General features: G+C 69.6%; 21 protein-coding genes and 1 pseudogene. 15 read left to right on the plus strand and 7 right to left on the minus strand.

Annotation, left to right across the window (positions count from 1 at the left end; genetic code table 11):
* The first annotated feature begins 108 nt into the window (after positions 1 to 108).
* On the plus strand, positions 109 to 657 hold the full coding sequence (locus QZM72_RS18195) for an alpha/beta hydrolase (protein WP_301738866.1): 549 nt from the start codon (positions 109 to 111) through the stop codon (positions 655 to 657).
* Between the two features lie 138 nt (positions 658 to 795).
* Here QZM72_RS18195 and QZM72_RS18200 read toward each other — a convergent pair whose 3' ends face one another.
* Positions 796 to 2,016 (minus strand): CaiB/BaiF CoA-transferase family protein, encoded by a 1,221-nt coding sequence (locus QZM72_RS18200; RefSeq protein ID WP_089467228.1) that lies wholly within the window; start codon positions 2,014 to 2,016, stop codon positions 796 to 798.
* A 254-nt stretch (positions 2,017 to 2,270) separates the two neighbouring features.
* Here QZM72_RS18200 and alaS point away from each other — a divergent pair, with 254 nt between their 5' ends.
* Positions 2,271 to 4,895, plus strand: coding sequence for an alanine--tRNA ligase (gene alaS, locus QZM72_RS18205; RefSeq protein ID WP_301738867.1), 2,625 nt, complete (start codon positions 2,271 to 2,273; stop codon positions 4,893 to 4,895).
* A gap of 151 nt (positions 4,896 to 5,046) precedes the next feature.
* Here alaS and QZM72_RS18210 read toward each other — a convergent pair whose 3' ends face one another.
* Positions 5,047 to 5,961 carry a LysR family transcriptional regulator gene (locus QZM72_RS18210; RefSeq protein ID WP_089467230.1) on the minus strand — a complete coding sequence of 305 codons (915 nt, stop codon included), beginning with the start codon at positions 5,959 to 5,961 and terminating at the stop codon, positions 5,047 to 5,049.
* Positions 5,962 to 6,086: 125 nt separating this feature from the next.
* On the opposite strand from QZM72_RS18210, the gene QZM72_RS18215 reads away from it, so the two are divergent.
* The 8 genes from QZM72_RS18215 to QZM72_RS18250 all read left to right on the plus strand — a co-directional run bounded on the left by QZM72_RS18215 (position 6,087) and on the right by QZM72_RS18250 (position 13,131).
* Positions 6,087 to 7,355: a YbfB/YjiJ family MFS transporter gene (locus tag QZM72_RS18215; RefSeq protein ID WP_301738868.1), complete on the plus strand. Its 1,269-nt coding sequence runs from the start codon at positions 6,087 to 6,089 to the stop codon at positions 7,353 to 7,355.
* 122 nt (positions 7,356 to 7,477) lie between these two features.
* Positions 7,478 to 8,014, plus strand: coding sequence for an NUDIX domain-containing protein (locus QZM72_RS18220; RefSeq protein WP_301738870.1), 537 nt, complete (start codon positions 7,478 to 7,480; stop codon positions 8,012 to 8,014).
* 148 nt (positions 8,015 to 8,162) lie between these two features.
* The gene (locus QZM72_RS18225) at positions 8,163 to 8,600 is read left to right on the plus strand and encodes a thioesterase family protein (protein WP_069621300.1); all 438 of its coding nucleotides are present in this window, start codon (positions 8,163 to 8,165) and stop codon (positions 8,598 to 8,600) included.
* Positions 8,601 to 8,609: 9 nt separating this feature from the next.
* Positions 8,610 to 9,545 carry a branched-chain amino acid ABC transporter permease gene (locus tag QZM72_RS18230; protein ID WP_301738871.1) on the plus strand — a complete coding sequence of 312 codons (936 nt, stop codon included), beginning with the start codon at positions 8,610 to 8,612 and terminating at the stop codon, positions 9,543 to 9,545.
* Positions 9,538 to 10,767, plus strand: coding sequence for a branched-chain amino acid ABC transporter permease (locus QZM72_RS18235; protein ID WP_301738872.1), 1,230 nt, complete (start codon positions 9,538 to 9,540; stop codon positions 10,765 to 10,767). The genes QZM72_RS18230 and QZM72_RS18235 overlap by 8 nt, the downstream gene beginning before the upstream one ends.
* On the plus strand, positions 10,764 to 11,516 hold the full coding sequence (locus QZM72_RS18240) for an ABC transporter ATP-binding protein (RefSeq protein ID WP_089467934.1): 753 nt from the start codon (positions 10,764 to 10,766) through the stop codon (positions 11,514 to 11,516). Before QZM72_RS18235 ends, QZM72_RS18240 begins: the two co-directional genes overlap by 4 nt.
* On the plus strand, positions 11,513 to 12,217 hold the full coding sequence (locus QZM72_RS18245; protein WP_301738873.1) for an ABC transporter ATP-binding protein: 705 nt from the start codon (positions 11,513 to 11,515) through the stop codon (positions 12,215 to 12,217). Before QZM72_RS18240 ends, QZM72_RS18245 begins: the two co-directional genes overlap by 4 nt.
* A 167-nt stretch (positions 12,218 to 12,384) precedes the next feature.
* Complete coding sequence (locus QZM72_RS18250; protein WP_089467236.1) at positions 12,385 to 13,131, plus strand: glucose 1-dehydrogenase; 747 nt, start codon at positions 12,385 to 12,387, stop codon at positions 13,129 to 13,131.
* 47 nt (positions 13,132 to 13,178) lie between these two features.
* On the opposite strand, the gene QZM72_RS18255 is transcribed toward QZM72_RS18250, so the two are convergent.
* The 5 genes from QZM72_RS18255 to iolC all read right to left on the minus strand — a co-directional run bounded on the left by QZM72_RS18255 (position 13,179) and on the right by iolC (position 19,582).
* Entirely contained in the window at positions 13,179 to 13,673 is a 495-nt protein-coding gene (locus QZM72_RS18255) for a heme-degrading domain-containing protein (RefSeq protein WP_301738874.1), read from the minus strand.
* Between the two features lie 154 nt (positions 13,674 to 13,827).
* Positions 13,828 to 14,646, minus strand: a complete 819-nt coding sequence (iolB, locus tag QZM72_RS18260; protein WP_301738875.1) for a 5-deoxy-glucuronate isomerase — start codon at positions 14,644 to 14,646, stop codon at positions 13,828 to 13,830.
* A gap of 56 nt (positions 14,647 to 14,702) precedes the next feature.
* Entirely contained in the window at positions 14,703 to 15,632 is a 930-nt protein-coding gene (iolE, locus tag QZM72_RS18265; RefSeq protein WP_301738876.1) for a myo-inosose-2 dehydratase, read from the minus strand.
* A 61-nt stretch (positions 15,633 to 15,693) separates the two neighbouring features.
* Positions 15,694 to 17,577: a 3D-(3,5/4)-trihydroxycyclohexane-1,2-dione acylhydrolase (decyclizing) gene (gene iolD, locus QZM72_RS18270; RefSeq protein WP_301738878.1), complete on the minus strand. Its 1,884-nt coding sequence runs from the start codon at positions 17,575 to 17,577 to the stop codon at positions 15,694 to 15,696.
* Positions 17,578 to 17,626: 49 nt separating this feature from the next.
* Positions 17,627 to 19,582: a 5-dehydro-2-deoxygluconokinase gene (gene iolC, locus QZM72_RS18275; protein WP_089467240.1), complete on the minus strand. Its 1,956-nt coding sequence runs from the start codon at positions 19,580 to 19,582 to the stop codon at positions 17,627 to 17,629.
* Between the two features lie 313 nt (positions 19,583 to 19,895).
* On the opposite strand from iolC, the gene QZM72_RS18280 reads away from it, so the two are divergent.
* From QZM72_RS18280 to QZM72_RS18300, 5 genes and pseudogenes are all read left to right on the plus strand, one after another.
* Positions 19,896 to 20,822: a sugar ABC transporter substrate-binding protein gene (locus tag QZM72_RS18280; protein WP_301738879.1), complete on the plus strand. Its 927-nt coding sequence runs from the start codon at positions 19,896 to 19,898 to the stop codon at positions 20,820 to 20,822.
* 68 nt (positions 20,823 to 20,890) lie between these two features.
* Positions 20,891 to 22,465 (plus strand): sugar ABC transporter ATP-binding protein, encoded by a 1,575-nt coding sequence (locus QZM72_RS18285; protein WP_301738881.1) that lies wholly within the window; start codon positions 20,891 to 20,893, stop codon positions 22,463 to 22,465.
* A 27-nt stretch (positions 22,466 to 22,492) separates the two neighbouring features.
* Entirely contained in the window at positions 22,493 to 23,518 is a 1,026-nt protein-coding gene (locus tag QZM72_RS18290; protein WP_126360995.1) for an ABC transporter permease, read from the plus strand.
* A 60-nt stretch (positions 23,519 to 23,578) separates the two neighbouring features.
* Positions 23,579 to 23,683, plus strand: a pseudogene (locus tag QZM72_RS18295) (sugar phosphate isomerase/epimerase); the annotation flags it as partial.
* Positions 23,684 to 23,748: 65 nt separating this feature from the next.
* Positions 23,749 to 24,762: a Gfo/Idh/MocA family protein gene (locus QZM72_RS18300; RefSeq protein ID WP_301738883.1), complete on the plus strand. Its 1,014-nt coding sequence runs from the start codon at positions 23,749 to 23,751 to the stop codon at positions 24,760 to 24,762.
* The last annotated feature ends 14 nt before the right edge of the window (positions 24,763 to 24,776 follow it).

Here is a 24,776-nt window from a genome sequence, read left to right on the forward strand (position 1 = left end):
GAAGGTCATGCACATCCCCCGGATTTTGACAGGCACCATCAGGGAGAGGCGGGTGTGCGACACTGCGTCGACGCTACAACACGATTTCATTCGTCGACGAATCCCTCTATGACCGACCCCGTCGTTTTCGTCTTGCCGGGCCACGCCAATTCGGGCCCGCTTCACTGGCAGAGCCGCTGGGAGCGCGCCGATCCGCGTTTCGTGCGGATTGCGATGCCTGACTGGGATCACGCCTTCCGCAACGGCTGGTGTCTCGCGCTCGACCGGGCGGTTGAAGCCGCGCGCGGGCCCGTGCTGATCGCCGGCCACAGCCTCGGTACACTGACCACGGCGTGGTGGGCGACCCGCTACGCGCGGCCGGCCGCGCTCGCGAAAGTGCGCGGCGCGCTGCTCGTCGCGTTGCCCGATCCGGCCGGGCCGGCGTTTCCGGTCGACGCGCACGGGTTCGGCCCGGTCCCGCACGAGCGGCTGCCGTTTCCGACCTGCGTGGTCGCGAGCAGCGACGATCCGTACGGTTCGCTCGCGTTCGCACGCGGCTGCGCGAACGCGTGGGGCAGCACGTTCCATGACCTCGGCCCGCGCGGCCACATCAACGCGGACAGCGGGCTCGGCGACTGGCCGCAAGCGCGCGGCTGGCTCGATGCGCTGGCGCGCTGACCCGTCGACTCCGTCAATCTCGTTGGTTCGCGTGGCGCGTTCGATCGGCGTATCGGTCGCAGGCGATCGCCTGATACGCCGTCGCGCGCGCCCCGCAGCCACCGCGAGGCCATCGCGAGGCCGCCGCTCGAACCGCGCTCAGATCGCCTGCTTCGCCTTCAACGCGGCGATCCGCACATCGTCGTAGCCGAGCATGTCGCGCAGCACGTCTTCCGTCTGCGCGCCGAGCAGCGGCGGGGCCGTGCGCGCGTCGGGCGGCGTCGCGCTCATCCGGATCGGGTTGCGCACGAGCTTCACGTCCGCGCCGCACGGATGCGGCAGCGATACCTGCATCCCGCGCGCAACCACCTGCTCGTTGTCGAACACCTCGTCGAGTTCGTTGATCGGCCCGCACGGCACGCCGGCCGCTTCGAGCGCGCCGATCCAGTCGGCCTTGTCGCGCGCCTTCACCATCTCCGCGAGGATCGGCACCAGCGTGTCGCGGTGACGCACGCGCGACGGGTTCGTCGCGAAGCGCTCGTCGTCGGCCAGCTCGGCCCGGCCGCCCGCCTCGACGAACTTGCGGAACTGCCCGTCGTTGCCGACCGCGACGATGATCCAGCCGTCGCGCGTCTGGAACGTCTGGTACGGCACGATGTTCGGATGCGCGTTGCCCCAGCGCACCGGCGGCTTGCCGCTCGCGAGGAAGTTGGTGTTCATGTTCGCGAGCAGCGCGACCTGCACGTCGAGCAGCGCCATGTCGATGTACTGGCCTTCGCCCGTGCGGTCGCGGTGCGCGAGCGCGGCGAGCACGGCGATCGTCGAATAGAGGCCGGTCGCGAGATCGGCGATCGCGACGCCGGCTTTCTGCGGGCCGCCGCCCGGTTCGCCGTCGCGCTCGCCGGTGATGCTCATGAAGCCGCCGATCCCCTGCACGATGAAGTCGTAGCCCGCGCGATGCGCGTACGGCCCCGTCTGGCCGAAGCCGGTGACCGAGCAGTAGACGAGGTCGGGCTTCACCGCCCGCAGCGATTCATAGTCGAGCCCGTATTTCTTCAACTGGCCGACCTTGTAGTTCTCGAGCACGACGTCGCTTTGCGCGGCGAGCTCGCGCACGATCCGCTGCCCGTCGGGCGTCGCGATGTCGATCGTCACCGAGCGCTTGTTGCGGTTCGCCGCGAGGTAGTAAGCGGCTTCGGCGGTATCCGCGCCGTCCGCGTCCTTCAGGTACGGCGGCCCCCAGTGGCGCGTGTCGTCGCCGGCGCCCGGGCGTTCGACCTTGATCACGTCCGCGCCGAAATCGGCGAGGGTCTGCGCGCACCACGGGCCCGCGAGCACGCGGGTCAGGTCCAGCACGCGGATATGGCTCAGGGCACCCATCGTCGAATCGTCTCCTTTCATGGCGGGCCTGCGTTGTCGGGCAAGGCCGATTGGCATCCCGAGCATCTTAAGGCGAATCGGCCGCGCGGGTGGCCCAGGCGGGTCGTCCGGATAGCCGGGCCGCCTTGCCCGCGCTTTGCCCGGAAGCCGGCCTCGATCCCGTATAATCGATCGTTTCCGAATCCATGCCGCCGTGCGCCCCGCCTGGGGCGCCGGCGTTTGAAGCCGTCTTTGCCAGACTGTCCCCGCACGCCATGAAAGCTGCCGAAATCCGCGAGAAATTCCTCAAATTCTTCGAATCGAAGGGCCACACGATCGTCCGCTCGTCGAGCCTCGTGCCCGGTAACGACCCCACGCTGATGTTCACGAACTCGGGCATGGTCCAGTTCAAGGACGTCTTCCTCGGCACGGACCCGCGCCCGTACTCGCGCGCCACGACGGCGCAGCGCAGCGTGCGCGCGGGCGGCAAGCACAACGACCTCGAGAACGTCGGCTACACGGCGCGCCACCACACGTTCTTCGAGATGCTCGGCAACTTCTCGTTCGGCGACTACTTCAAGCACGACGCGATCAAGTTCGCGTGGGAGCTGCTGACCACGGTCTACCAGCTGCCGAAGGACAAGCTGTGGGTGACCGTCTACCAGGAAGACGACGAGGCGTACGACATCTGGGCGAAGGAAGTCGGCGTGCCGACCGAGCGGATCATCCGGATCGGCGACAACAAGGGCGCGCGCTACGCGTCGGACAACTTCTGGACGATGGGCGACACCGGCCCGTGCGGCCCGTGTACCGAAATCTTCTACGACCACGGCCCGGACGTGTGGGGCGGCCCGCCGGGGTCGCCCGAAGAAGACGGCGACCGCTACATCGAGATCTGGAACCTCGTGTTCATGCAGTTCAACCGCGATGCGCAGGGCAACATGACGCGCCTGCCGAAGCAGTCGGTCGACACCGGCATGGGCCTCGAGCGTCTCGCCGCGGTGCTGCAGCACGTGCACAGCAACTACGAGATCGACCTGTTCCAGAACCTGATCAAGGCCGCCGCGCGCGTGACCGAGATCAGCGACCTCACGAACAACTCGCTGAAGGTGATCGCCGATCACATCCGCGCATGCTCGTTCCTGATCGTCGACGGCGTGATCCCCGGCAACGAAGGCCGCGGCTACGTGCTGCGCCGGATCGTGCGCCGCGCGATCCGCCATGGCTACAAGCTGGGCCGCAAGGGCGCGTTCTTCCACAAGCTGGTGGCCGACCTCGTCGCCGAGATGGGCACCGCCTATCCGGAACTGAAGGAAGCGGAGCAGCGCGTGACCGACGTGCTGCGCCAGGAAGAAGAGCGCTTCTTCGAAACCATCGAGCACGGGATGTCGATCCTCGAAGCCGCGCTGGCCGACGTCGACGCGAAGGGCGGCAAGGTGCTCGACGGCGAGCTCGCGTTCAAGCTGCACGATACCTACGGCTTCCCGCTGGACCTGACGGCCGACGTGTGCCGCGAGCGCGGGATGACCGTCGACGAGCCGGCCTTCGACGACGCGATGGCGCGCCAGCGCGAGCAGGCGCGCGCGGCCGGCAAGTTCAAGGCCACGCAGGGCCTCGAATACTCGGGCGCGAAAACCACGTTCCACGGTTACGAGGAAATCGCGTTCGACGACGCGAAGATCGTCGCGCTGTACGTCGACGGCTCGGCCGTCAACGAAGTGAAGGCCGGCCAGGACGCGGTCGTCGTGCTCGACCACACGCCGTTCTATGCGGAATCGGGCGGCCAGGTCGGCGACCAGGGCGTGCTCGCGAACGCCGCGACGCGCTTCGCTGTGGCCGACACGCTGAAGGTGCAGGCCGACGTGATCGGTCATCACGGCACGCTCGAGCAGGGCACGCTCAAGGTCGGCGACGTCGTGCGCGCGGAAATCGACGCGCACCGCCGCGCCCGCACGCAGCGCAACCACTCGGCCACTCACCTGATGCACAAGGCGCTGCGTGAAGTGCTCGGCGCGCACGTGCAGCAGAAGGGTTCGCTCGTCGACGCGGACAAGACCCGTTTCGACTTCGCGCACAACGCACCGATGACCGATGACGAAATCCGTCGCGTCGAGCAGATCGTCAACGACGAAATCCTCGCGAACGCGCCGGGCATCGTGCGCGTGATGCCGTACGACGAAGCGGTGAAGGGCGGCGCGATGGCGCTGTTCGGCGAGAAGTACGGCGACGAAGTGCGCGTGCTCGACCTCGGCTTCTCGCGCGAACTGTGCGGCGGCACGCACGTGCATCGCACCGGCGACATCGGCCTGTTCAAGATCGTCGTCGAAGGCGGCGTCGCGGCCGGCATCCGCCGCGTCGAGGCGATCACCGGCGACAACGCGGTGCGCTACGTGCAGGAACTCGACGCACGCGTGAACGAAGCCGCGGCCGCGCTGAAGGCGCAGCCGTCGGAACTCACGCAGCGGATCGCGCAGGTGCAGGAGCAGGTGAAGTCGCTCGAGAAGGAACTGGGCGCGCTGAAGTCGAAGCTCGCGTCGAGCCAGGGCGACGAGCTCGCGCAGCAGGCCGTCGAAATCGGCGGCGTGTACGTGCTGGCCGCGACGCTCGACGGTGCGGACGCTAAGACGCTGCGCGAAACGGTCGACAAGCTGAAGGACAAGCTGAAGTGCGCGGCGATCGTGCTGGCGGCCGTCGAAGGCGGCAAGGTCAGCCTGATCGCGGGCGTCACGCCGGACGCGAGCAAGAAGGTCAAGGCCGGCGAACTCGTGAACTTCGTCGCGCAGCAAGTGGGCGGCAAGGGCGGCGGTCGTCCGGACATGGCGCAGGCGGGCGGCACCGAGCCGGCGAACCTGCCGGGCGCGCTGGCCGGCGTGAAGGGCTGGGTCGAGGAACGGCTCTGATCGTTGCACGACCGATGCGATGCCGTCGCGCCGACGGCATCGCGTGAATCGAAAAACGACCCGATCGGCAGGTGCCGGTCGGGTCGTTTTGTTTGTGCCGGCTGGGCAAGTTGTGCGTGTCGCGATCGCCACGGCGGCGCGCGAACCCGGGTCAGGCCGGCACGGTCGCGGCCGGCTTCGCCGCGTCGTCAGGCTGCCGCGTGGCTTCGGTGAGCGCATCGCGGAGTGCTGCGAGCGCCGCCGACGCATAACCGCGCCGCCACCCGAGCAGCGTGTCGATGCCGGCGAGTTCGGGAATCGCGTGCGCGGCGATGTTGTCGGTCCCGGGCTGCAGATCGAGCACCGAGCGTGGCGCGACCGCGATGCCCGCGCCGGCCGCGACGCACGCGACGATCGCGTGATACGAGCCGAGTTCGAGCACGCGCGCCGGCTTCACGCCGTGCGCCGCATACCACTGTTCGACGTACTTGCGATACGCGCAGCCGCGCTCGAACGCGATCAGCGTCGGCAGGATCACGTCGCGCGGCGTGCGCACCGGCGGATGGCCGCGCGGCGTGAGCAGCACGAGATCCTCGCGGAAAATCGGCACCGTCTCGAACGTGTCGGGCAGCGCGTCCGGCTCGGGCGGGCGCGCGAACAGCGCGGCGTCGATCTCGAAGTCGCGCACGCGGTCGATCAGGCAACCCGTCGTGCCCGTCAGCAGCTCGAGCGACACGTCCGGCCACGCATGGTGGTAGCGCGCGAGAAGGGCCGGCAGCCGGCTCGCGGCCGTGCTTTCCATCGTGCCGAGCCGTAGCCGGCCGCGCGGCGTGTCCTCGCGCACCGCGTCGCGCGCCTCGTCGGCGAGCGCGAGCAGGCGCTCCGCATACGGCAGCAGCGTATGCCCGGCCGGCGTCAGCACGAGCCGGCGGCCGTCGCGCACGAACAGCGCCGCGCCCAGTTCTTCCTCCAGCTGCTTGATGCGCGTCGTGACGTTCGACTGCACGCGATTGAGCTTGGCCGCCGCGCGCGTCACGCCGTTCTCGCGCACGACCGCCCGGAAGATCGCCAGCGCCGCCAGGTCCATGATTCTCTCCGAGGGATGGGTTGATTCTTAATTATTCATTTTTCGAGAATGGTTGGTCAAGCTAGGATGAACCCATTCCGATTTCCGATCCGGCCGGCGTGCGCGACGCGCCGGCCTTTGCCGCCATGTCCCGCTTCGATGCCCTGACCGCAGCCGCCCGCGTCCTTTCGTCCGACCAGGCCGACCGCCGCGCCCGCGCGGCCGCGCTCGCCTGCATGGTCGGCCTGGCCGTCGTGCTCGGTGTCGGCCGTTTCGCGTTCACGCCGCTGTTGCCGCTGATGCTCGCGGACGGCTCGATCGGCCTGAAAGCCGGCAGCTGGCTCGCGTCGGCGAACTATGCGGGGTACTTTGCCGGCGCGCTCAGTTGCGCGGCGCTGCGCGTCGCGCCGGCGCGGATGGTGCGCTTCGGGCTCGCGGCGACCGTGCTGCTGACCGCCGCGATGGGCGTCGGTCACCTGCTGCCGGTGTGGCTCGTCGTGCGTTTCGTCGCGGGCATCGTCAGTGCGTGGACGTTCGTGTTCGTGTCGCAGTGGGGCCTGCGGCGGCTGGCCGACCTGCATGCGCCCGAATGGAGCGGGGTGATCTATGCGGGGCCAGGCGTCGGCATCGTCGTGACGGGCCTGATCGGCAGCGCGCTGGCCGGCCAACATGCGGCGGTGGGCTGGCTCGGTTTCGCGGCGTTGTCCGCCGTGCTGTCGGTCGCGATCTGGCGCACGTTCGGCGCGGCCCCGGCGCCGGCCCCGGCGCACGCGCAGGCGACGCCGCCGGCCGCCGCACCGCATATGGCCACCGGAGCGTCGGCCACCCAGGCCGCACGGGCCGACACGCGAGGCCACCGCGCGGACGCCGCGTGGCTCGTTGCGCTATACGGCACACCGGGCTTCGGCTACATCATCACCGCGACGTTCCTGCCGGTGATCGCGCGCGCCGCGCTGCCGGCCGGCTCGCCGTGGCCCGACCTGTTCTGGCCGATGTTCGGTGCGGCGCTGATCGTCGGCGCGATCACCGCCGCGCGGCTGCCCGGGCACTGGGACAACCGGCTGCTGCTGGCGGCCGGCTGCGCGACGCAGACGCTCGGCATCGCAGCCGGGATCGTGTGGCCGGACGCGGTCGGCTTCTCGGTCGGCAGCGCGCTGCTCGGGTTGCCGTTCACCGCGATCACGCTGTTCGCGATGCGCGAGGCCCGGCGCCTGCACGGCGAGCGCGCGGCCGGGCTGATGGGCTATGCGACCGCGTCGTACGGCGTCGGGCAGATCCTCGGGCCGCTCGTCGCGGCGCCGCTGGCCGCGCGCTTCGGGTCGTTTACGCCCGCGCTGTGGGTCGCGGCGGCGGCGCTGCTGATCGGCGCCGGCGGCTTCGCGGCGCGCGCCGCACGCGGGCGCCGGTCCGCCTGACGCCGGTGGGGCCGGATCGTCTCGGGCGCGGGCAAACTCGCTAGAATGAAGCCTTTTCCGCGCCGAGCGGACGCGCGACGCGGCCTGCAGGCCGATGCCGGGCGCTCGCCAGATCCCCATCGATGACCACCGCCGACTACCGCTTTTGCCCGCGCTGCGCGAACCCGCTGACCGAGCGTGCCGATCCCGACCATGAGGGCGGCCGCATCCGCCAGGCCTGTCCCGACGACACCTGCGGCTACGTGCACTGGAACAATCCGCTGCCCGTCGTCGCCGCGATCGTCGAACTCGACGGCAAGATCCTGCTCGCGCGCAACGCCGCGTGGCCCGAAGGGATGTTCGCGCTGATCACCGGCTTCCTCGAAAACGGCGAAACGCCCGAGGACGGCATCGCGCGCGAGGTGTTCGAGGAAACCGCGCTGAAGGCCGAGCACGTGTCGCTCGTCGGCGTGTACGAATTCATCCGCAAGAACGAACTGATCATCGCGTACCACGTGCGCGCGTCGGGCACGGTGTCGCTATCGCCGGAACTGCTCGAATACAAGCTCGTCGATCCGCCGCTGCTGCGCCCGTGGCGCGCCGGCACGGGCGTCGCGCTCGCCGACTGGATGTGCGCGCGCGGCCTCGATTTCGAATTCGTCGACCGGCCGGGGCAGTGACGGGCCGGCCTGCCCGCAGGGTGTCGTCCGCCGTGCCGCGCGTGATCGCGGCGCGGGGCTGCGTTTCCTGCCGGCGCGCTGCGTCATGCGGCCGCCGCGCATCATCCCCATCGTCCCAACCGCTTTCATCGTCCTGAGCGCCATCGCCATGTCCGACAAGCCGCAACCGCGTCCGCGCGACGCCTATCGCCACTTCCTGCCGATCACGACCCGCTGGATGGACAACGACGTCTACGGGCACGTGAACAACGTCGTCTACTACAGCTACTTCGACACCGTCGTGAACGCGTACCTGATCCGCGCGGGCGTGCTCGACGTCGAGCACGGGCAGACGATCGGGCTGGTCGTCGAGACGCAGTGCAACTACTTCGCGCCGCTCGTGTTCCCGCAATCGGTCGACGCGGGGCTGCGCGTCGTGAAGCTTGGCACGTCGAGCGTGCGTTATGAGGTCGGGCTGTTCGCGCAAGGCGATGCGTCGCCCGCCGCGCAGGGGCATTTCGTGCACGTGTACGTCGATCGCGGCACGCGCCGCCCGGTGCCGCTGCCCGACGCGCTGCGCGCCGCGCTCGAACCGCTCGCCGCCTGACGGCACGCGGTGCACGCATTCGCGCTCCAGGCCTTCAACGGCCTCAGCTACGGCTTGCTGCTGTTCATGCTGTCGGCCGGCCTCACGCTGATCTTCAGCGTGCAGGGCGTGCTCAACTTCGCGCATGCGAGCTTCTACATGCTCGGCGCGTATGTCGGCTACAGCATCGCGGCTCAGGCGGGCTTCTGGCCGGCGCTCGTGCTCGCGCCGCTCGCGGTCGGGCTGCTCGGCGCCGGCTGCGAACGCGTGCTGCTGCGCCGCGTGCAGGCGCGCGGCCATACGAGCGAACTGCTGTTGACCTTCGGTCTCGCGTACCTGATCGGCGAGGGCGCAAAACTCGCGTGGGGCCTCGCGCCGCTGCCGGCGCCCGTGCCGCCGCTGTTCGACGGCGCGCCCGCGAACGTGTTCGGTCTTGCGCTGCCGCGTTACCGGCTGTTCATGATGGCGATGTCCGCGACGATGCTGGTCGCGCTCGGCGTGCTGCTGCGGGCGTCGCGCATCGGGCTCGTCGTGCGCGCGGCGCTCACGCATCGTGCGGCGGTCGAGGCGCTCGGCTACGACGTGCCGCGCGTGATGACGGCGCTGTTCGGCGCGGGCACCGCGCTCGCGGCGCTGGCCGGCGTGATCGGCGCGCCGCTCGCGGTGATCGAGCCCGCGCTGGCCGAGACCGTCGGCTCGGTCGTGTTCGCGGTCGTCGTGATCGGCGGCCTGGGTTCGCTCGGCGGCGCGTTCGTGGCGTCGCTCACGGTCGGCTTCGCGCAGACCTTCGCGGCCGCGAGCGACACGTCGCTGCGCGATCTCGCGCAATGGACGGGCATCGCGCTGCCCGACAGCGTGGCCGCGGTGTCGATCGCGCAACTGGCGCCGCTGGTGCCGTACCTGCTGCTCGTCGCGGTGCTGGTCGCGCGGCCGCGCGGGTTGTTCGGCGAGCGTGTCGATGCATAGCCGCGCACTCGCCGCAGGCGTGCGCTGGGCGCTGTTCGCCGCATGTTTCGCGCTGCCCGCGTGGCTGTGGCCGCATGGCGCGGTGCTCGGCTATCTGGCTCAGACGGCCGCGCTCGTCGTGCTCGCGCTGTCGTACAACCTTCAACTCGGCACGACCGGGCTGCTGTCGTTCGGGCACGCGGCGTTCGCGGGCCTCGGCGCGTTCGCGGCCGCGCACTGGTTCAATCGCATCGGCGGCCCGCTGCCGCTGTTGCCGCTCGTCGGCGGCGTGGCCGGCGCGGGCTTCGGATGCGTCGCCGGGCTGCTGGCGACGCGCCGTTCCGGCACCGCGTTCGCGATGATCACGCTCGGGCTCGGCGAATGCGTCGCGGCGGCCGCGTGGAGCGTCCCGGTGTGGTTCGGCGGGATCGGCGGCGTGCCGATCGACCGCGCGAGCGGCGCGCCGTGGGGCAACGCGCAGTTCGGCGCGCCGGCGCACGCGTATGCGCTGATCGCCGCGTGGTGCGTCGTGTCGGCTTGGGCGATGCATGCGCTGTCCCGCACGCCGCTCGCGCGGCTCGCGAACGCGGTGCGCGACAACCCGGCGCGCGTCGCCGCGCTCGGCACCGATCCGCGCCGCGTGCGGCTCGCGATGGTCACCTGCGCGTCGTTTTTCGCGGGCGTCGCCGGCACGCTGACGCTGATCGACGTCGAGATCGCGACGCCCGACAGCGTATCGATGGCGCGCTCGGCGACCGTGCTGATCGCCGCGGTGATCGGCGGCACCGGCGCATTCTTCGGGCCGGCGGCCGGCGCGGCCGTGCTGACCGCGCTGAGCGTCGTCGTCGCGGGCGTGTCGCGCGCGTGGGCGCTGTATCTCGGCGTGCTGTTCGTCGCGATCGTCGTCGCCGCGCCGGGCGGGATCGCGGGCATTGCACGGGCGCTCGCGCAGGCGCTGCGGCGCGGCGCGCCGGCGCTCGAGCGGTGGCGCATGGCATGCGGCGTCGGCGCGTGCGCGTTCTGGGGCGTCGCGATCGTCTGCGCGGCCGAGCTCGGCTATGCGTGGCGCTTCGCGCAGGACGACGGCACGGGCGTCGCGTTCGGCGCATGGGGCATCGACGCCGATACGCCGATCGGCTGGGCCGTCGCGTGTTCGGCGGCCGGCATCGGCATGCTGCTGTGGGGCTGGCGTGCGCGGCTCGGGCACGGCGCGGCGGCCGGCACGCGGGAGGACGCGCGATGAACGGCAACGCGATCGCGCTTCACGGCATCGTGCAGCGCTTCGGCGCGCAGACCGTGCTAGACGGTGTCGATCTGAGCATCGCGGCCGGCGAGCGCCACGCGCTGATCGGGCCGAACGGCGCCGGCAAGTCGACGCTGTTCGGCGTGATCGCGGGCGCGACGCGGCCCACGCGCGGGCGCGTCATGCTGCACGGCGTCGCGCTGCGCGGGCGCGGGCCGGTCGTCGCGAGCCGCCTCGGCATCGGCCGCAGTTTCCAGCAGACGAGCGCGTTCGCGCGCCTGAGCGTATTCGACAACCTGCGCTGCGCGGCGCTGCATGCGCCGGCCGAACGGCGGCGCTGGTGGAACCGGCTGCGCGAATCCGCGTCGGTCGATCTCGCGGCCGCGCGCGTGCTGCACGACATCGGCCTCGACGCGCGGCGCGACACGCCGGCCGGCGAACTCGGCTATGCGGAGCAGCGCGCGCTCGATCTCGGCATCGCGCTCGCGAGCGGCGCGCGCACGCTGCTGCTCGACGAGCCGACGGCCGGCATGAGCCGCGCGCAGGCCGCGCGGATGATCGCGCTGATCCGGGCGACGACGCAGGGCCGCACGGTGCTGATGATCGAGCACGACATGGACGCTGTGTTCGGTTTCGCCGAGCGCATCACGGTGCTCGTGCGCGGCACGGTGGTCGCGACCGGCGCGCCCGACGCGATCCGCGCCGATCCGCGCGTGCGCGCCGCGTACCTGGGCGAGGGGGCGGCATGAGCGCGGTGCTCGACATTCGCGGGCTGCGCGCGTGGTACGGGATGCAGCCCGTGCTCGACGGCGTCGATCTCGCGCTCGCGCCGGGCGAGACGCTCGCGCTGCTCGGCCGCAACGGCTCGGGGCGCTCGACGCTCGCGAAGGCCGTGATGGGGCTCGTGCGCACGGCCGGCTCGGTGCGCATCGCCGGCGCCGAGTGCGCGGGGGCGCGCACGTTCGAGATCGCGCGGCGTGGCGTTGCTTACGTGGCCGAAAGCCGCGACGTGTTTCCGCTGCTGAGCGTGCGCGACAACCTGCGACTCGGTTTGCGCGGCGCAAGCGGCGCGGCCGAACGGGCGGCGCTCGACCGCCTGTTCGAGCGTTTTCCGCTGCTGGCCGCGCGCGCGGACGTGAAGGCCGGGCGGCTGTCGGGCGGCGAGCAGCAGGTGCTCGCGCTGGTGCGCGCACTCGCCGGCCGCCCGCGCGTGCTGATCGTCGACGAACCGGCCGAGGGGCTGGCGCCGCTCGCGGTCGACGAAGTCGGCACGTGTCTCGCCGCGCTGCAGGCCGACGGCGTCGCGATCGTGCTGATCGAGCAGCGGCTGCAGTTCGCACCGCGGCTCGCGCGGCGCGTGGCGGTGATGGGGCGGGGACGGATCGTCCACGACGGCGCACTCGACGGGCTGCACGGCGAGGTGGCCGACGCGTGGCTGAGCGCCGGCTGACCGCGCCGGTCGATTGTTCGGCAAACTCCGCCAGTCAATTCGCGTCGAGCCGCTTTATCGCTGCGGCGCCGCAACGTAAATTTCCAGTCCGGCCGATTGCCGCCGCAACCCATCGCCGCGGCAACCGGCGCCAACCATCGAAGGTTTTCTGACTGAGGAATGAAATCATGAGCAAGCTGGCAGGCAAGGTCGCGATCGTCACGGGCGCATCGAAGGGCATCGGCGCGGGCATCGCGAAGGCACTGGCCGAAGCAGGCGCGGCGGTCGTCGTCAACTACGCGAGCAGCAAGGCGGGCGCGGATGCGGTCGTGAGCGCGATCACCGAAGCGGGCGGCCGCGCGGTCGCGGTCGGCGGCGACGTGTCGAAGGCCGCCGATGCGCAGCGCATCGTCGATACCGCGATCGACACGTACGGCCGTCTCGACGTGCTCGTCAACAACTCCGGCGTGTACGAATTCGCGCCGATCGAAGCGATCACCGAGGAACACTACCGCCGGCAGTTCGACACGAACGTGTTCGGCGTGCTGCTGACCACGCAGGCGGCGGTCAAGCATCTCGGCGAAGGCGCGAGCATCATCAACATCAGTTCGGTCGTGACCAGCATCACGCCGCCGGCCAGCGCCGTGTACAGCGGCACGAAGGGCGCGGTCGACGCGATCACCGGCGTGCTCGCGCTCGAACTCGGCCCGCGCAAGATCCGCGTGAACGCGATCAACCCGGGGATGGTCGTGACCGAAGGCACGCACAGCGCGGGCATCATCGGTTCCGATATGGACGCACAGGTGCGTAGCCAGACGCCGCTCGGCCGGCTCGGCGAGCCGAACGACATCGCGTCGGTCGCCGTGTTCCTCGCATCGGACGACGCACGCTGGCTGACCGGCGAGCGCCTCGTCGCGAGCGGCGGGCTGCGCTGAGCATCCGCGCAGGCCACGCGAACGGTGCGTGTGCGCCGGTCGCGCCGCTATGCGCTCATCGCCAGCGCATGCGCGCCGACGTGCCACCGCAGGCATTCGACGACGAGCGCGTGATTGGCTTCGGAGCCGAGCCCCGCGATCGTCATCGCGCCGACGATGCCGGCGCCGGCGAGCCGCAACGGCACGCCGCCGCCGTCGAGCGCGTAGTCGTCGTCCGACAGGCCGTGCGCGCGCAGCGACCAGCCGGCACGCCGAAAGCAGGCGCCGACCGCAAGCGAACTCTGGCCGAAATGCAGCACCGTGTTCTGTCGGCGGCGGATCGCATCGCTGTCGTGCGCGCCGCTGCCGTCGAGTGCGCAGTAGAACAGCGGCGCCTGCCCGCCGACGAGGCTGACCGCGATCGGCAGCCCGCGGCGCGACGCGAGGTTGACTGCGATTTCTCCGATGCGGCGCGCGACGGCCGCATTGAAGTGCGGCAGCGCCGGGTTCGACGCATCGTCGTCGAAGGCGGGGAATTCGAGGCGAAAGGGGGGCGTCACCATGGCGGCTCCGTAGCGTGGCCGGCGCGGTACGCGCGTGCCGGGCGTCGCATCGTCACGGGCCGCGCGCCGGCCCGTCTTCCGTTCAGTGCTTCGGCGTTTCAGCACGTCGGTGTTTCAGTCTGTCGGCGTTTCGGCGTTTCAGCGTTTCAGCGTTTCAGCGTTTCGGCGCCGCATCGAGCATCCACTCGTGCGCGGGATCGTTCTTGAACGCCCACGCGCGGCTTGGGCCCGCCATCACGTTCAGGTAGTACAGGTTGTAGCCGTGAGGCGCAACGACCGGGTGATAGCCGCGCGGCACCATCACGACGTCGTGGTTCTCGACCGCGCAGGCCTCGTCGAGGCTGCGGTCGTCGGTGTACACGCGCTGGAACGCGAAGCCCTGCGGCGGATCGATCCGGTGGTAATAGGTTTCCTCGAGCGACGTTTCGTCGGGCGCCGCGTCGCGGTCGTGTTTGTGCGGCGGATAGCTGCTCGAATGGCTGGCCGGCGTGACGACTTCGACGACGAGCAGCCGGTCGGCCGCCGGGTTGTCGCCCATCAGGATGTCGCACACGTAGCGCGTGTTGGTGCCTTGCCCGCGCACCGAGCGGCGCATCCGCTCGCCGTCGAGACGCCGCACGCGCTTGTCGCCGCTCGCGTACGGCGCGGTGCACAGCGCGACTTCCGCATCGCGCGTCGCCACCAGCGTGACGGTCTTGCCGCCTGGTACGTACAGTGCGTCCGGCGATACGTCGTCGAACACGCTGTCGCGCTTGCCGAGCGCATCGTAGGTTTCGCCGTCGACTTCGGCGCGCACCGTGCCCGTCAGCACGACCACGCACAATTCGCGGGTGCCGGTGTCGAGCGTTTCGGTATCACCGGCCTTCAGGCGCAGCGCACGAAAGCCGACGTGTTTCCAGCCGGCCGATTCGGGCGTGACGTTGCAGATTTCGCGGTCGGCGGATGCCTTGACCAGCAGGGGGGAAATCGTCATGAAATGGGTCTCCGCAATAGGGTAGGGCTCGGGCGCTCCGGCGCTGGCGTGCGAACTCACGCGCTCAACCGGTCGACGATCGCGCGCAGCGACTCGTAGCCTTTCTTCGCATACGCATAGCTCGGTGCGACGGCCGGGTCCTGCTCGGCCTCGACGACGAGCCAGCCTTCGTAGCCGGCGTCCTTCAGCGTGCGCAGCGTCGCGTCGTAGTCGAGCGCGCCGTCGCCGGGCACCGTGAAGGTGCCGTTGATCACGCCGTTCAGGAAGCTCCAGCCGTCGTTGCGCGCCCGGTTGACGACCTGCGGCCGCACGTCCTTGCAATGCACGTGCGCGACGCGCGACACGTGCTTCTTCAGCAGCGTCACCGGGTCGGCCGCGCCGCCGAAATACGCATGGCCGGTGTCGAACAGCAGGAACACCTTCGCGGGATCGGTCAGCGCCATCAGCCGGTCCACGTCGTCCGGCGACTCGACGTATGCGCCCATGTGGTGATGGTAGGCAAGCTTGATGCCATACGTGTCGAGCAGGTGCGCGCCGAACGCGTCGAGGCGCGCCGCATAGCGCCGCCACGCGGCGTCGTCGACGAAACGCGGCCGCTTCGCGACCGGCGTGTCGATGTTGCCCTGGATCGTGCCCGCGCATTCGCCGTACACGACGACCTTCACGTCGTTGTACTGCAGCTTCGTCATGTGCGCGCGGCAGCGCTCGATTTCGGCCGCGACGGCATCGGCGTCGGTCATGCCCGGCGCGAGCTCCGCGAGGAAGCCCGAATACCAGCCCGACACGCACACGAGCCCGAATTCGGCGAGCTTCGCCTTCAGTTCGGGGCCCGTCTTCGGAAACTTGTTGCCGAGCTCGAAGCCCGCATAGCCGATTTCGGCGCCTTCCTTCAGCGCCGTTTCGAGCGGCGTCTCGCCGCCGAGCGACGGCAGGTCGTCGTTCATCCATGACAGGGGATTGATACCGATGCGGACGTTCCAGCTCATGACGTGTTTCCTGGGTTCGAATGGGGTTGTCTCGGCGCGGCCGATGGAAAGGGTGGACGGATCAGCGCCGCTGGCGGGTCTTCGCGTCGAGATACGCGCGGTGCGCCGCTTCGACGCCGGCGCGTTCGGACACCTGCGGCACCGCGACTTCCCACCACGCGCCGCCGTCGTCGGTCGTGCGCCGGTGCGTGGTGTCGATCACGAGCACCTGGCTCGTCGTCGCCGCACGCGCGCGCTTCATTTCGTGGCGCAGCTCGCCGACGTCGCGCACATGCGCGGCGTCGGCGCCCATCGCGCGTGCGTGCATCGCGAAGTCGATCGTCGAGCGTTCGCCGCCTTCGGGCACGCAGTCGTCGAGCATGTTGTTGAAGCTCGCGCCGCCGCAATTGAGTTGCAGCCGCTCGATGCAGCCGTAGCCGCGGTTGTCGAGGATCACGACGATGAGCTTGCGGCCGAGCATCACGGACGTCGCGAGTTCCGCGTTGAGCATCATGTACGAGCCGTCGCCGACGATCACGATCACTTCGCGCTCGGGCCGCGCGAGCTTCGCGCCGAGGCCGCCCGCGACCTCGTAGCCCATGCACGAATACGCATAGTCCATGTGGTAGTTGCCCGGCACGCCGCTGCGCCACAGCTTGTGCAACTCGGCCGGCAGCGTGCCGGCCGCGCAGACGACCAGATCGTCGCGCGCGCTGTCGCGCCCCGCGTCGGCCGCGGAGTCGCGCACCGCGCCGATCACTTCCGCGTCGTACGGCAGCGTGTCCTTCGGAATCCGGGTGGTCACGTCCGTCACGCGCGTGTTCCAGGCGGCGGCCTGGTCGCGGTTCGCGGCGGTCCACGCCGGGTCGGCGCGCCAGCCGGCCAGCGCGACCGACAGCTGGCCGAGGCCCGTGCGCGCATCGGCCACCAGTTGCCGGCCGCGCTTCTTGCCCGCGTCGAACGGCTGCACGTTCAGGCTCAGCAGCGTCGCGTCGCCGTAGAGCGCATGCGAGCCGGTCGTGAAATCCTGCAGCCGCGTGCCGACCGCGAACACGACGTCGGCCTGCGCGGCCGCGCGGTTCGCGGCGGGCGAGCCCGTCACGCCGATCGAGCCGAGGTTCAGCGGGTGGTCCCACGCGAGGCTGCCCTTGCCGGCCTGCGATTCGGCGACCGGCACGCCGTGCGTGTCGGCGAACGTGCGCAGCGCGTCCCACGCCTGGCTGTACAGCACGCCGCCGCCCGCGACGATCAGCGGCTTCTTCGCGGCCTTCAGCACGTCGAGCGCATCGGCGAGTTCGAGCGCGTCGGCCGGCGAGCGGCGCATCCGGATCACCGGCGGCGCGAAGAAATCCTCGGGCCAGTCGTACGCGAAGGTCTGCACGTCCTGCGGCAGCGCGAGGCACACGGGCCCGCATTGCGCGGGATCGGTCATCACCTGGATCGCGCGCGGCAGCGCGACGAGCAGTTGTTCCGGCGACGTGATGCGGTCGAAGTAGCGCGTCACGGGCCGGAAGCAGTCGTTCGCGCTGACGTCGCCCTGTTCGAAATCCTCGACCTGCTGCAGCACCGGGTCGGGCAGCCGCGACACGAACACGTCGCCGGGCAGCAACAGCAGCGGCAAGCGGCCGACGTGCGCGAGCGCGGCGGAGGTGAGCATGTTGGTCGCGCCGGGGCCGATGCTCGACGTCGCGGCCATCATCCGCTGGCGGAAATGCGCTTTCGCGAACGCGACGGCCGCGTTGGCCATCCCTTGCTCGTTGTGCGCGCGAAACGTCGGCAGCCGGTCCTTCTCCGCGTGCAGCGCCTCGCCGAGCCCGGCCACGTTGCCGTGGCCGAAGATCGCGAACACGCCGCCGCAGTACGGCAGGATCTCGGTGCGGCCGTCCGGCTGGACGACTTCGGCGCGCAGGGCGGCCAGGTAGCGCACGAGCGCCTGGCTGACGGTCAGTCTTACGGTGGTGGTCATCGTCGGTCGATAGAGAGAAGTCGGGGGGGGGGCGTCACGAACACGGGCATCAGGCCGCGGCGGCGCGCGCGGCGGCCCGGCGGCCCAGCCACGCGTCGACCAGTTGCGCGAAGTTGCCGGCCACTTCGTCGATCAGCGCCTGATCGTCGATCCGGGCCGCGAACCAGTTCAGCGACGCATCGGCCCACAGCGTGCGCCCGACCATGAAGCCCTTGACGATCGGGTCGGTCGCCGAGCGGAAGCTGTCGACCAGGTATTGCAGCGGCTGGTTCAGGCCGAGGATCACCGCGCCGCGGCAGTACGGATCGCGCTCGGCGATCAGCGCGGCGAGCCGCGCCCAGCCGTCGGCGCTCAGCGGCGTGAGCTTCCACCATTCGGGCTTCACGCCGAGGTTGTAGAAGCGCGCGACCGTGCGCAGCACCGCGTCGTCCTCGGTGCCGGCCGGCGTCACCGCGCGCGGCGGAATCATTTCCAGCAGCAGCTCGTTGCCGCTCGCGCGCGTCGCTTCCCACAGCTCCAGCACGCGCTGCTCCTGCTCGACGCGCAGGTCGACGGGGTCGTCGGGGTGATAGTGAACGAGGCACTTCACGACCTGTTCGGTCGGCCAATGCGTGAGCGACGAGCCGACCGAGCGCGTGTCGTCGAAGCGCAGCGGCCGCGAGCCCGGCAGCTCGACCGGGCGGCCGACCCACCAGCCGCGCCCGGTGGCCGACGCGAGCGCGTCGCTGCCGTACGCGCCGCCGTCGATCAACACGCCGACGTGGCCGGCGATCCCGCGATCGCGCTCGACCTGTTCGACCGCGCGCACGAGCAGGCGCTTCAGCGTCTTGATCCGCGCTTCGTCCGCGCCGGCCTGCACCGCGAGCTCGTAGAACTGGCTGCGATGGTCGAACGCCATTACGCAGAGATCGTCCCATTCGCGGCGCGGCACCGTCACGCGATGCAGGTGCGCGAGCGTGCGATCGGCGTCGACCTGCGGATTGCGACTGCCGTCGAACCAGTGCGCGAGTTCGGCCGGCGTCGGCATCGCGGCCGAGCACGCGTGGCGCGACACGACGATCGCGCCGCACGCGTTCGCGATGCGCGTCGATTCGGCCCAGTCGCGCCCGCGCAGCAGCCCGGACAGCAGGCCCGACAGGAACGCGTCGCCCGCGCCGAGCACGTTGAGCACTTCGACGCGCTCGCCGAGAAAGGTCGGCGCCTCGTCGATGCGCGCGGGAACGTCGCCTTCGATCACGCAGCAGCCGAGCGCGCCGCGCTTGACGACCAGCGTCGCGTTCGTGACCGCGCGCACCGCCTGCAACGACCCGATCAAATCATGCGGCACGCCGCCCGCGATCAGGAATTCCTCCTCGGTGCCGACCAGCAAGTCGAATTCGCCGAGCACCTGCTGCAGTTGCCGCGTCACCTGCGCGTCGGGCACGTAGCGGTTTTCGCCGGCGCCGCGCGCGGTGAGCCCCCACAGCACCGGCCGGTAGTCGATGTCGAGAATCCGCACGGCGCCGTGGCGGCGCGCATAACCGAGCGCGGTCAGCGACGCCTCGCGCGTGCCCGGCGTCGACAGGTGCGTGCCGGTGATGGCCAGCGCGCGGCAACCGGCGATGAAGTCCTCGCTGATCTCGTCGGCGCGCACGGCCATGTCCGCGCAGTTCTCGCGTACGAACAGCAGCGGAAACGTATCGCGATCCTTCAGCCCGAGCAGCACCAGCGCGGTGAGGCGCTCGCGGTCGGTCTGCAGCTGGCTCGTGTCGCAGCCTTCGCGCTCGAGCGTCTCGCGCAGGAAGCGGCCCATCTGCTCGTCGCCGACGCGCGAAATCATCGCGGTCTTCAGTCCGAGCCGCGCGACGCCGAACGCGACGTTGCCCGACGAGCCGCCGAGATACATCTGGAAGCTGCGCGCGTCCTCGAGGCGGCTGCCGTACTGCTGCGCATAGAGATCCACGGCCACGCGGCCGAGGCAGGCGAGATCGATGGGGCGGTCACTCGGAAAGTTCAGCAGGCTCATATCACGTGTCACGCTCGCGGCCGGCGTTCGGCGCTGCCGGCAGATTAGGGGATCGATCCGGCGGCGGCTGTCCGCATGAGCTGCACGACATGGGGCTGCCTGTCGCCGGGATTCGGGCTACGGAACGGAGTCTAGACTTTTTGGAAATCCAGTTCCCTAGGTGAAATCACGTAGAAATAAATTTCCAAATTTTCGAGGAAGTGATCTACAGTTTCATCCGGATGCTTCAGTCCCGATCGGCCCCGATCGGACTCGGCCCGGCGGCGCGCAACGCGCCGTCTTCCGCCCCCGGAGATGAGGAGACAGATTGATCATGAAGACCAAGCTGATGGCCGTCGCGGCTGCCGCGATCCTGGCTGCGCCGCTTGCGCATGCCGAGAAGATCGGCGTGACGATGGCATCGTTCGACGACACGTTCCTGACCATCCTGCGCAACAGCATCGCCGATTCGGCGAAGAAGGACGGCGCGACGGTGCAGATCGAGGACGGCGGCAATGACGTCGGCAAGCAGTTGAGCCAGGTCCAGAACATGATCGCGCAGAAGGTCGACGCGATCATCGTGAACGCGGTCGATACCGACGCGACGCCGAAGATCACGAAGATGGTGACGGCGGCGAAGATCCCGCTCGTCTACGTGAACCGCAAGCCGGTCGATTTCGACAAGCTGCCGGCCGGCGTCGCGGTCGTCGCGTCCGACGAAAAGCAGTCGGGCACGCTGCAGGCGCGCCAGGTGTGCAAGCTGCTCGGTGGCAAGGGCGACCTGCTCGTGCTGATGGGCGAGCTGTCCAACGAATCGGCGCGCGCGCGCACCAAGGACATCGAGGACGTGATCGCGACGAAGGAATGCTCGGGCATGAAGATCGTCGACAAGCGCGAAGGCAAGTGGAGCCGCACGCAGGGCCAGGACATCACGATGAACTGGCTGAGCTCCGGGACCAAGTTCGACGCGATCGTGTCGAACAACGACGAGATGGCGATCGGCGCGATCAATGCGCTGAAGGCCGCGCGCAAGCTCACGCCGAAAACGGTCGTCGCGGGCATCGACGCGACGCCGGACGGGCTCGCGGCGATGAAGGCCGGCGAGCTGAAGGTATCGGTCTACCAGAACGCGACCGGGCAGGGCGCGCAGGCGGTGGCCGCGGCGCTCAAGCTCGCGAGGAAGCAGCCGGTCGATCGCTACGTGAACGTGCCGTTCGAACTCGTGACGCCGGAGAACATGAACCAGTACGCGAAGCACTGACCGGTTTTTCCGCTGAACTGCGCGGGCCCGGCGCGGCCGGGTTCGCGCGCGATTTTCGAGGAACGTCCATGTTTACAGCCAGGATCGCGCGCTCGATGGCCAGCGAAAGCGCGCCGGCCGCGTCGTCCGCCGCGCCGGGTTCGTCCGGTGCGCCCATGGCCGACTGCGTGCTCGAAGTGCGCGGCGTCGGCAAGTCCTTTCCCGGCGTCGTCGCGCTCGACGGCGTGCAGTTCCGCGTGCGCCGCGGCACCGTGCATGCGCTGATGGGCGAGAACGGCGCCGGCAAGTCCACGCTGATGAAGATCATCGCGGGCGTCTACACGCCCGACCAGGGCGAAATCCTGATCAACGGCGAACCGGTCGTGCTGAACGGCCCGCTCGATGCGCTCGACCGCGGGATCGCGATGATCCATCAGGAGCTCAACCTGATGCCGTACATGACGGTCGCGGAGAACATCTGGATCCGCCGCGAACCGAAGAACCGCTTCGGCCTGATCGATCACGCCGAGTTGCGCCGCCGTACGGCCGCGCTGTTCGAGCGGCTGTCGATCGACATCGATCCGGAAACCGACGTGCGCACGCTGACCGTCGCGAGCCGCCAGATGGTCGAGATCGCGAAGGCCGTGTCGTTCGACTCGGACGTGCTGATCATGGACGAGCCGACCTCCGCGCTGACCGACAAGGAAGTCACGCACCTGTTCCGGATCATTCGCCAGCTGCGCGAGCAGGGCAAGGGCATCGTCTACATCACGCACAAGATGAACGAGCTGTTCGAGATCGCCGACGAGTTCTCGGTGTTCCGCGACGGCAAGTACATCGGCACGCATGCGTCGAGCGACGTCACGCGCGACGACATCATCCGCATGATGGTCGGGCGCGAGATCACGCAGATGTTCCCGAAGGAAGCGGTGCCGATCGGCGACGTCGTGCTGTCGGTGAAGGATCTGTGCGTCGACGGCGTGTTCGGCGACGTGAGCTTCGAGCTGCGCGCGGGCGAGATCCTCGGCGTCGCGGGCCTCGTCGGCTCGGGGCGCTCGAACGTCGCGGAGGCGCTGTTCGGCGTCGTGCCGGCTACCTCGGGCGAGATCCGCATCGACGGCAAGCCGGTCCGGATCACGACGCCCGCGCAGGCGATGAAGCACGGGATGGCGTTCCTCACCGAGGACCGCAAGGATTCCGGCTGCTTCCTGAATCTCGACCTGCTCGCGAACATGGAAGCGGCGGTGTTGAGCCACCGCTACGTGAAGTTCAATTTCGTGCAGCAGGCGCAGTTGAAGCGCGACTGCGAGGAAATGAGCCGGATGCTGCGCGTGAAGTCGCCCGGACTGCACGAGGAAATCCAGAACCTGTCGGGCGGCAACCAGCAGAAGGTGTTGATCGGCCGGTGGCTGCTCACGCAGCCGCGCATCCTGATCCTCGACGAACCGACGCGCGGCATCGACGTCGGCGCGAAGGCCGAGATTCACCGGCTCGTCAGCGCGCTCGCCGGCAAGGGCGTCGCGGTGCTGATGATTTCTTCCGAAATGCCGGAAGTGCTGGGGATGAGCGATCGCGTGATGGTGATGCACGAAGGGCGCATGACCGGCATCGTCGATCGCAAGGACGCCGACCAGGTCCGCATCATGGATCTCGCGTCGCGCTGAGCCGAAACAAGATTGGAGACAACTGAAATGGGCAACCTGAACCCGGTCGCGGATGCGCAGACCATGACACTCAAGTCGCGGCATGCGAAGTGGCCGCCCGAACTGAGCATCTTCCTCGTGCTGGTCGGCATCAGCCTGTTCTTCGAGATCGTCGGCTGGATCGTCGTCGGCCAGAGCTTCCTGTTCAATGCCGAGCGGCTCGAGATCATCGTGCTGCAGATGGCCGTGATCGGCATCATCGCGGTCGGCGTGAACCTCGTGATCATCACCAGCGGGATCGACTTGTCGTCGGGGTCGGTCGTCGCGGCGGCCGCCGTCGTGTCGGCGAGCCTCGCGCAGGTGTCCGACTTCCCGCGCGCGGTGTTTCCGCACCTGACCGACCTGCCGGTCATCTGGCCGGTGCTGGCCGGCGTGTGCGTCGGGCTGCTGGTCGGCCTGCTGAACGGCACGCTGATCGCGCTGACGGGTATCCCGCCGTTCATCGCGACGCTCGGCACGATGGTCGCCGCGCGCGGCTTCGCGAAGTGGTTCACCAACGGGATGCCGGTGTCGATGCTGACCGATCCGTTCGCGGCGATCGGCGCGGGGGCGAATCCGGTGATCATCTTCCTGGTGGTGGCCGCGATCTTCCACGTCGTGCTGCGCTACACGCGCTTCGGCAAGTACACGTATGCGATCGGCGCGAACCGCCATGCGGCCGTCGTGTCGGGCATCAACGTCACGCGGCACCTGATTTTCGTCTACGCGATCGCGGGCCTGTTGAGCGGCATCGCCGGCACCGTGACGGCCGCGCGCGCGATTTCCGGCCAGTCGGGCATGGGCGTGATGTACGAGCTCGATGCGATCGCGGCCGTCGTGATCGGCGGCACGTCGCTGTCGGGCGGCCTCGGCCGCGTGACGGGCACCGTGATCGGCGTGCTGATCCTCGGCGTGATGACGTCGGGCTTCACGTTCATCCGCATCGACGCGTATTACCAGGAGATGGTGAAGGGCGCGATCATCGTCGCAGCCGTGATCGCCGATCAGTACCGCAACAAGAAATCGCGTCGCTGATCGAGCCCACCGCCGCCGAAACCACCGAACCCCGAAACCACGGAACGACCCGGGAAGAAGATGAAGATCGCGCCGGACCCCTGCATGATTCGCCACCTGCCGCTCGACCGGCTGCCGCACGCGGCGGCCGAGCTCGGCTACGACCCGATCGATCGCACCGCACGCTGACCGATTACCGACCGGCGCGGCACGGGCCGCGCCGCTGATGAACGAACGACTGGAGAGACTGCATGACCTTGCAAATCGGCGTGATCGGCTGCGGCGCGATCGGCCAGGACCACATTCGCAGACTGACCCGCACGCTGTCCGGCGCGCGCGTCGTGGCCGTCAACGACATCGAGCCGCGGCAGGCGCGCGACGCGGTGTCGAAGTACGGGCTCGACGCCGAGATCTACGGCGACGGCCACGAAGTGGTCGCCGCCGCCGACGTGCAGGCCGTGCTCGTCACGTCGTGGGGGCCGACGCACGAAGCGTTCGTGCTCGACGCGATCGCGCACGGCAAGCCGGTGTTCTGCGAGAAGCCGCTGGCCGTCACGGCCGACGGCTGCATGCGGATCGTCGAAGCCGAAGTCGCGCACGGCAAGCGGCTCGTGCAGGTCGGCTTCATGCGGCCGTACGACGAAGGCTATCGCGCGCTCAAGCGCGTGATCGACAGCGGCCGGATCGGCGCGCCGCTGATGCTGCATTGCGCGCACCGCAACCAGTCGGTCGGCGAGCGCTACACCACCGACATGGCGATCACCGACACGCTGATCCACGAACTCGACGTGCTGCGCTGGCTGCTCGGCGAGGATTACACGAGCGCGCAGGTCGTCTATCCGAAGAAGACGCGCCATGCGAGCACGCATCTCGCCGATCCGCAGATCGTGCTGCTCGAAACCGCGAGCGGCGTGCGCATCGACGTCGAGATCTTCGTGAACTGCCAGTACGGCTACGACATCCAGTGCGAGGTGGTCGGCGAGCAGGGCATCGCGAAGCTGCCCGATCCGCCGGCCGTCGGGCTCAAGCATGCGGCGCGGCAGTCGGTCGAGATCATGACCGACTGGAAGGAGCGCTTCATCGCGTCGTACGACGTCGAGCTGCAGGCGTTCATCGACGGCGTGCGGCAGGGCGCGCTGACCGGGCCGTCCGCGTGGGACGGCTACGCGGCGGCGGTCGCGGCCGACGCGTGCGTGCGGGCCCAGAAGAGCGGCGCGGTCGAGCCGATCGCGATGGCCGACCGTCCCGCGTTTTATCGCGGCTGACCCGCGCGTTCGCC

It is taken from the genome of Burkholderia sp. AU45388 (genome assembly GCF_030481585.1).
Classification (GTDB): domain Bacteria; phylum Pseudomonadota; class Gammaproteobacteria; order Burkholderiales; family Burkholderiaceae; genus Burkholderia; species Burkholderia sola.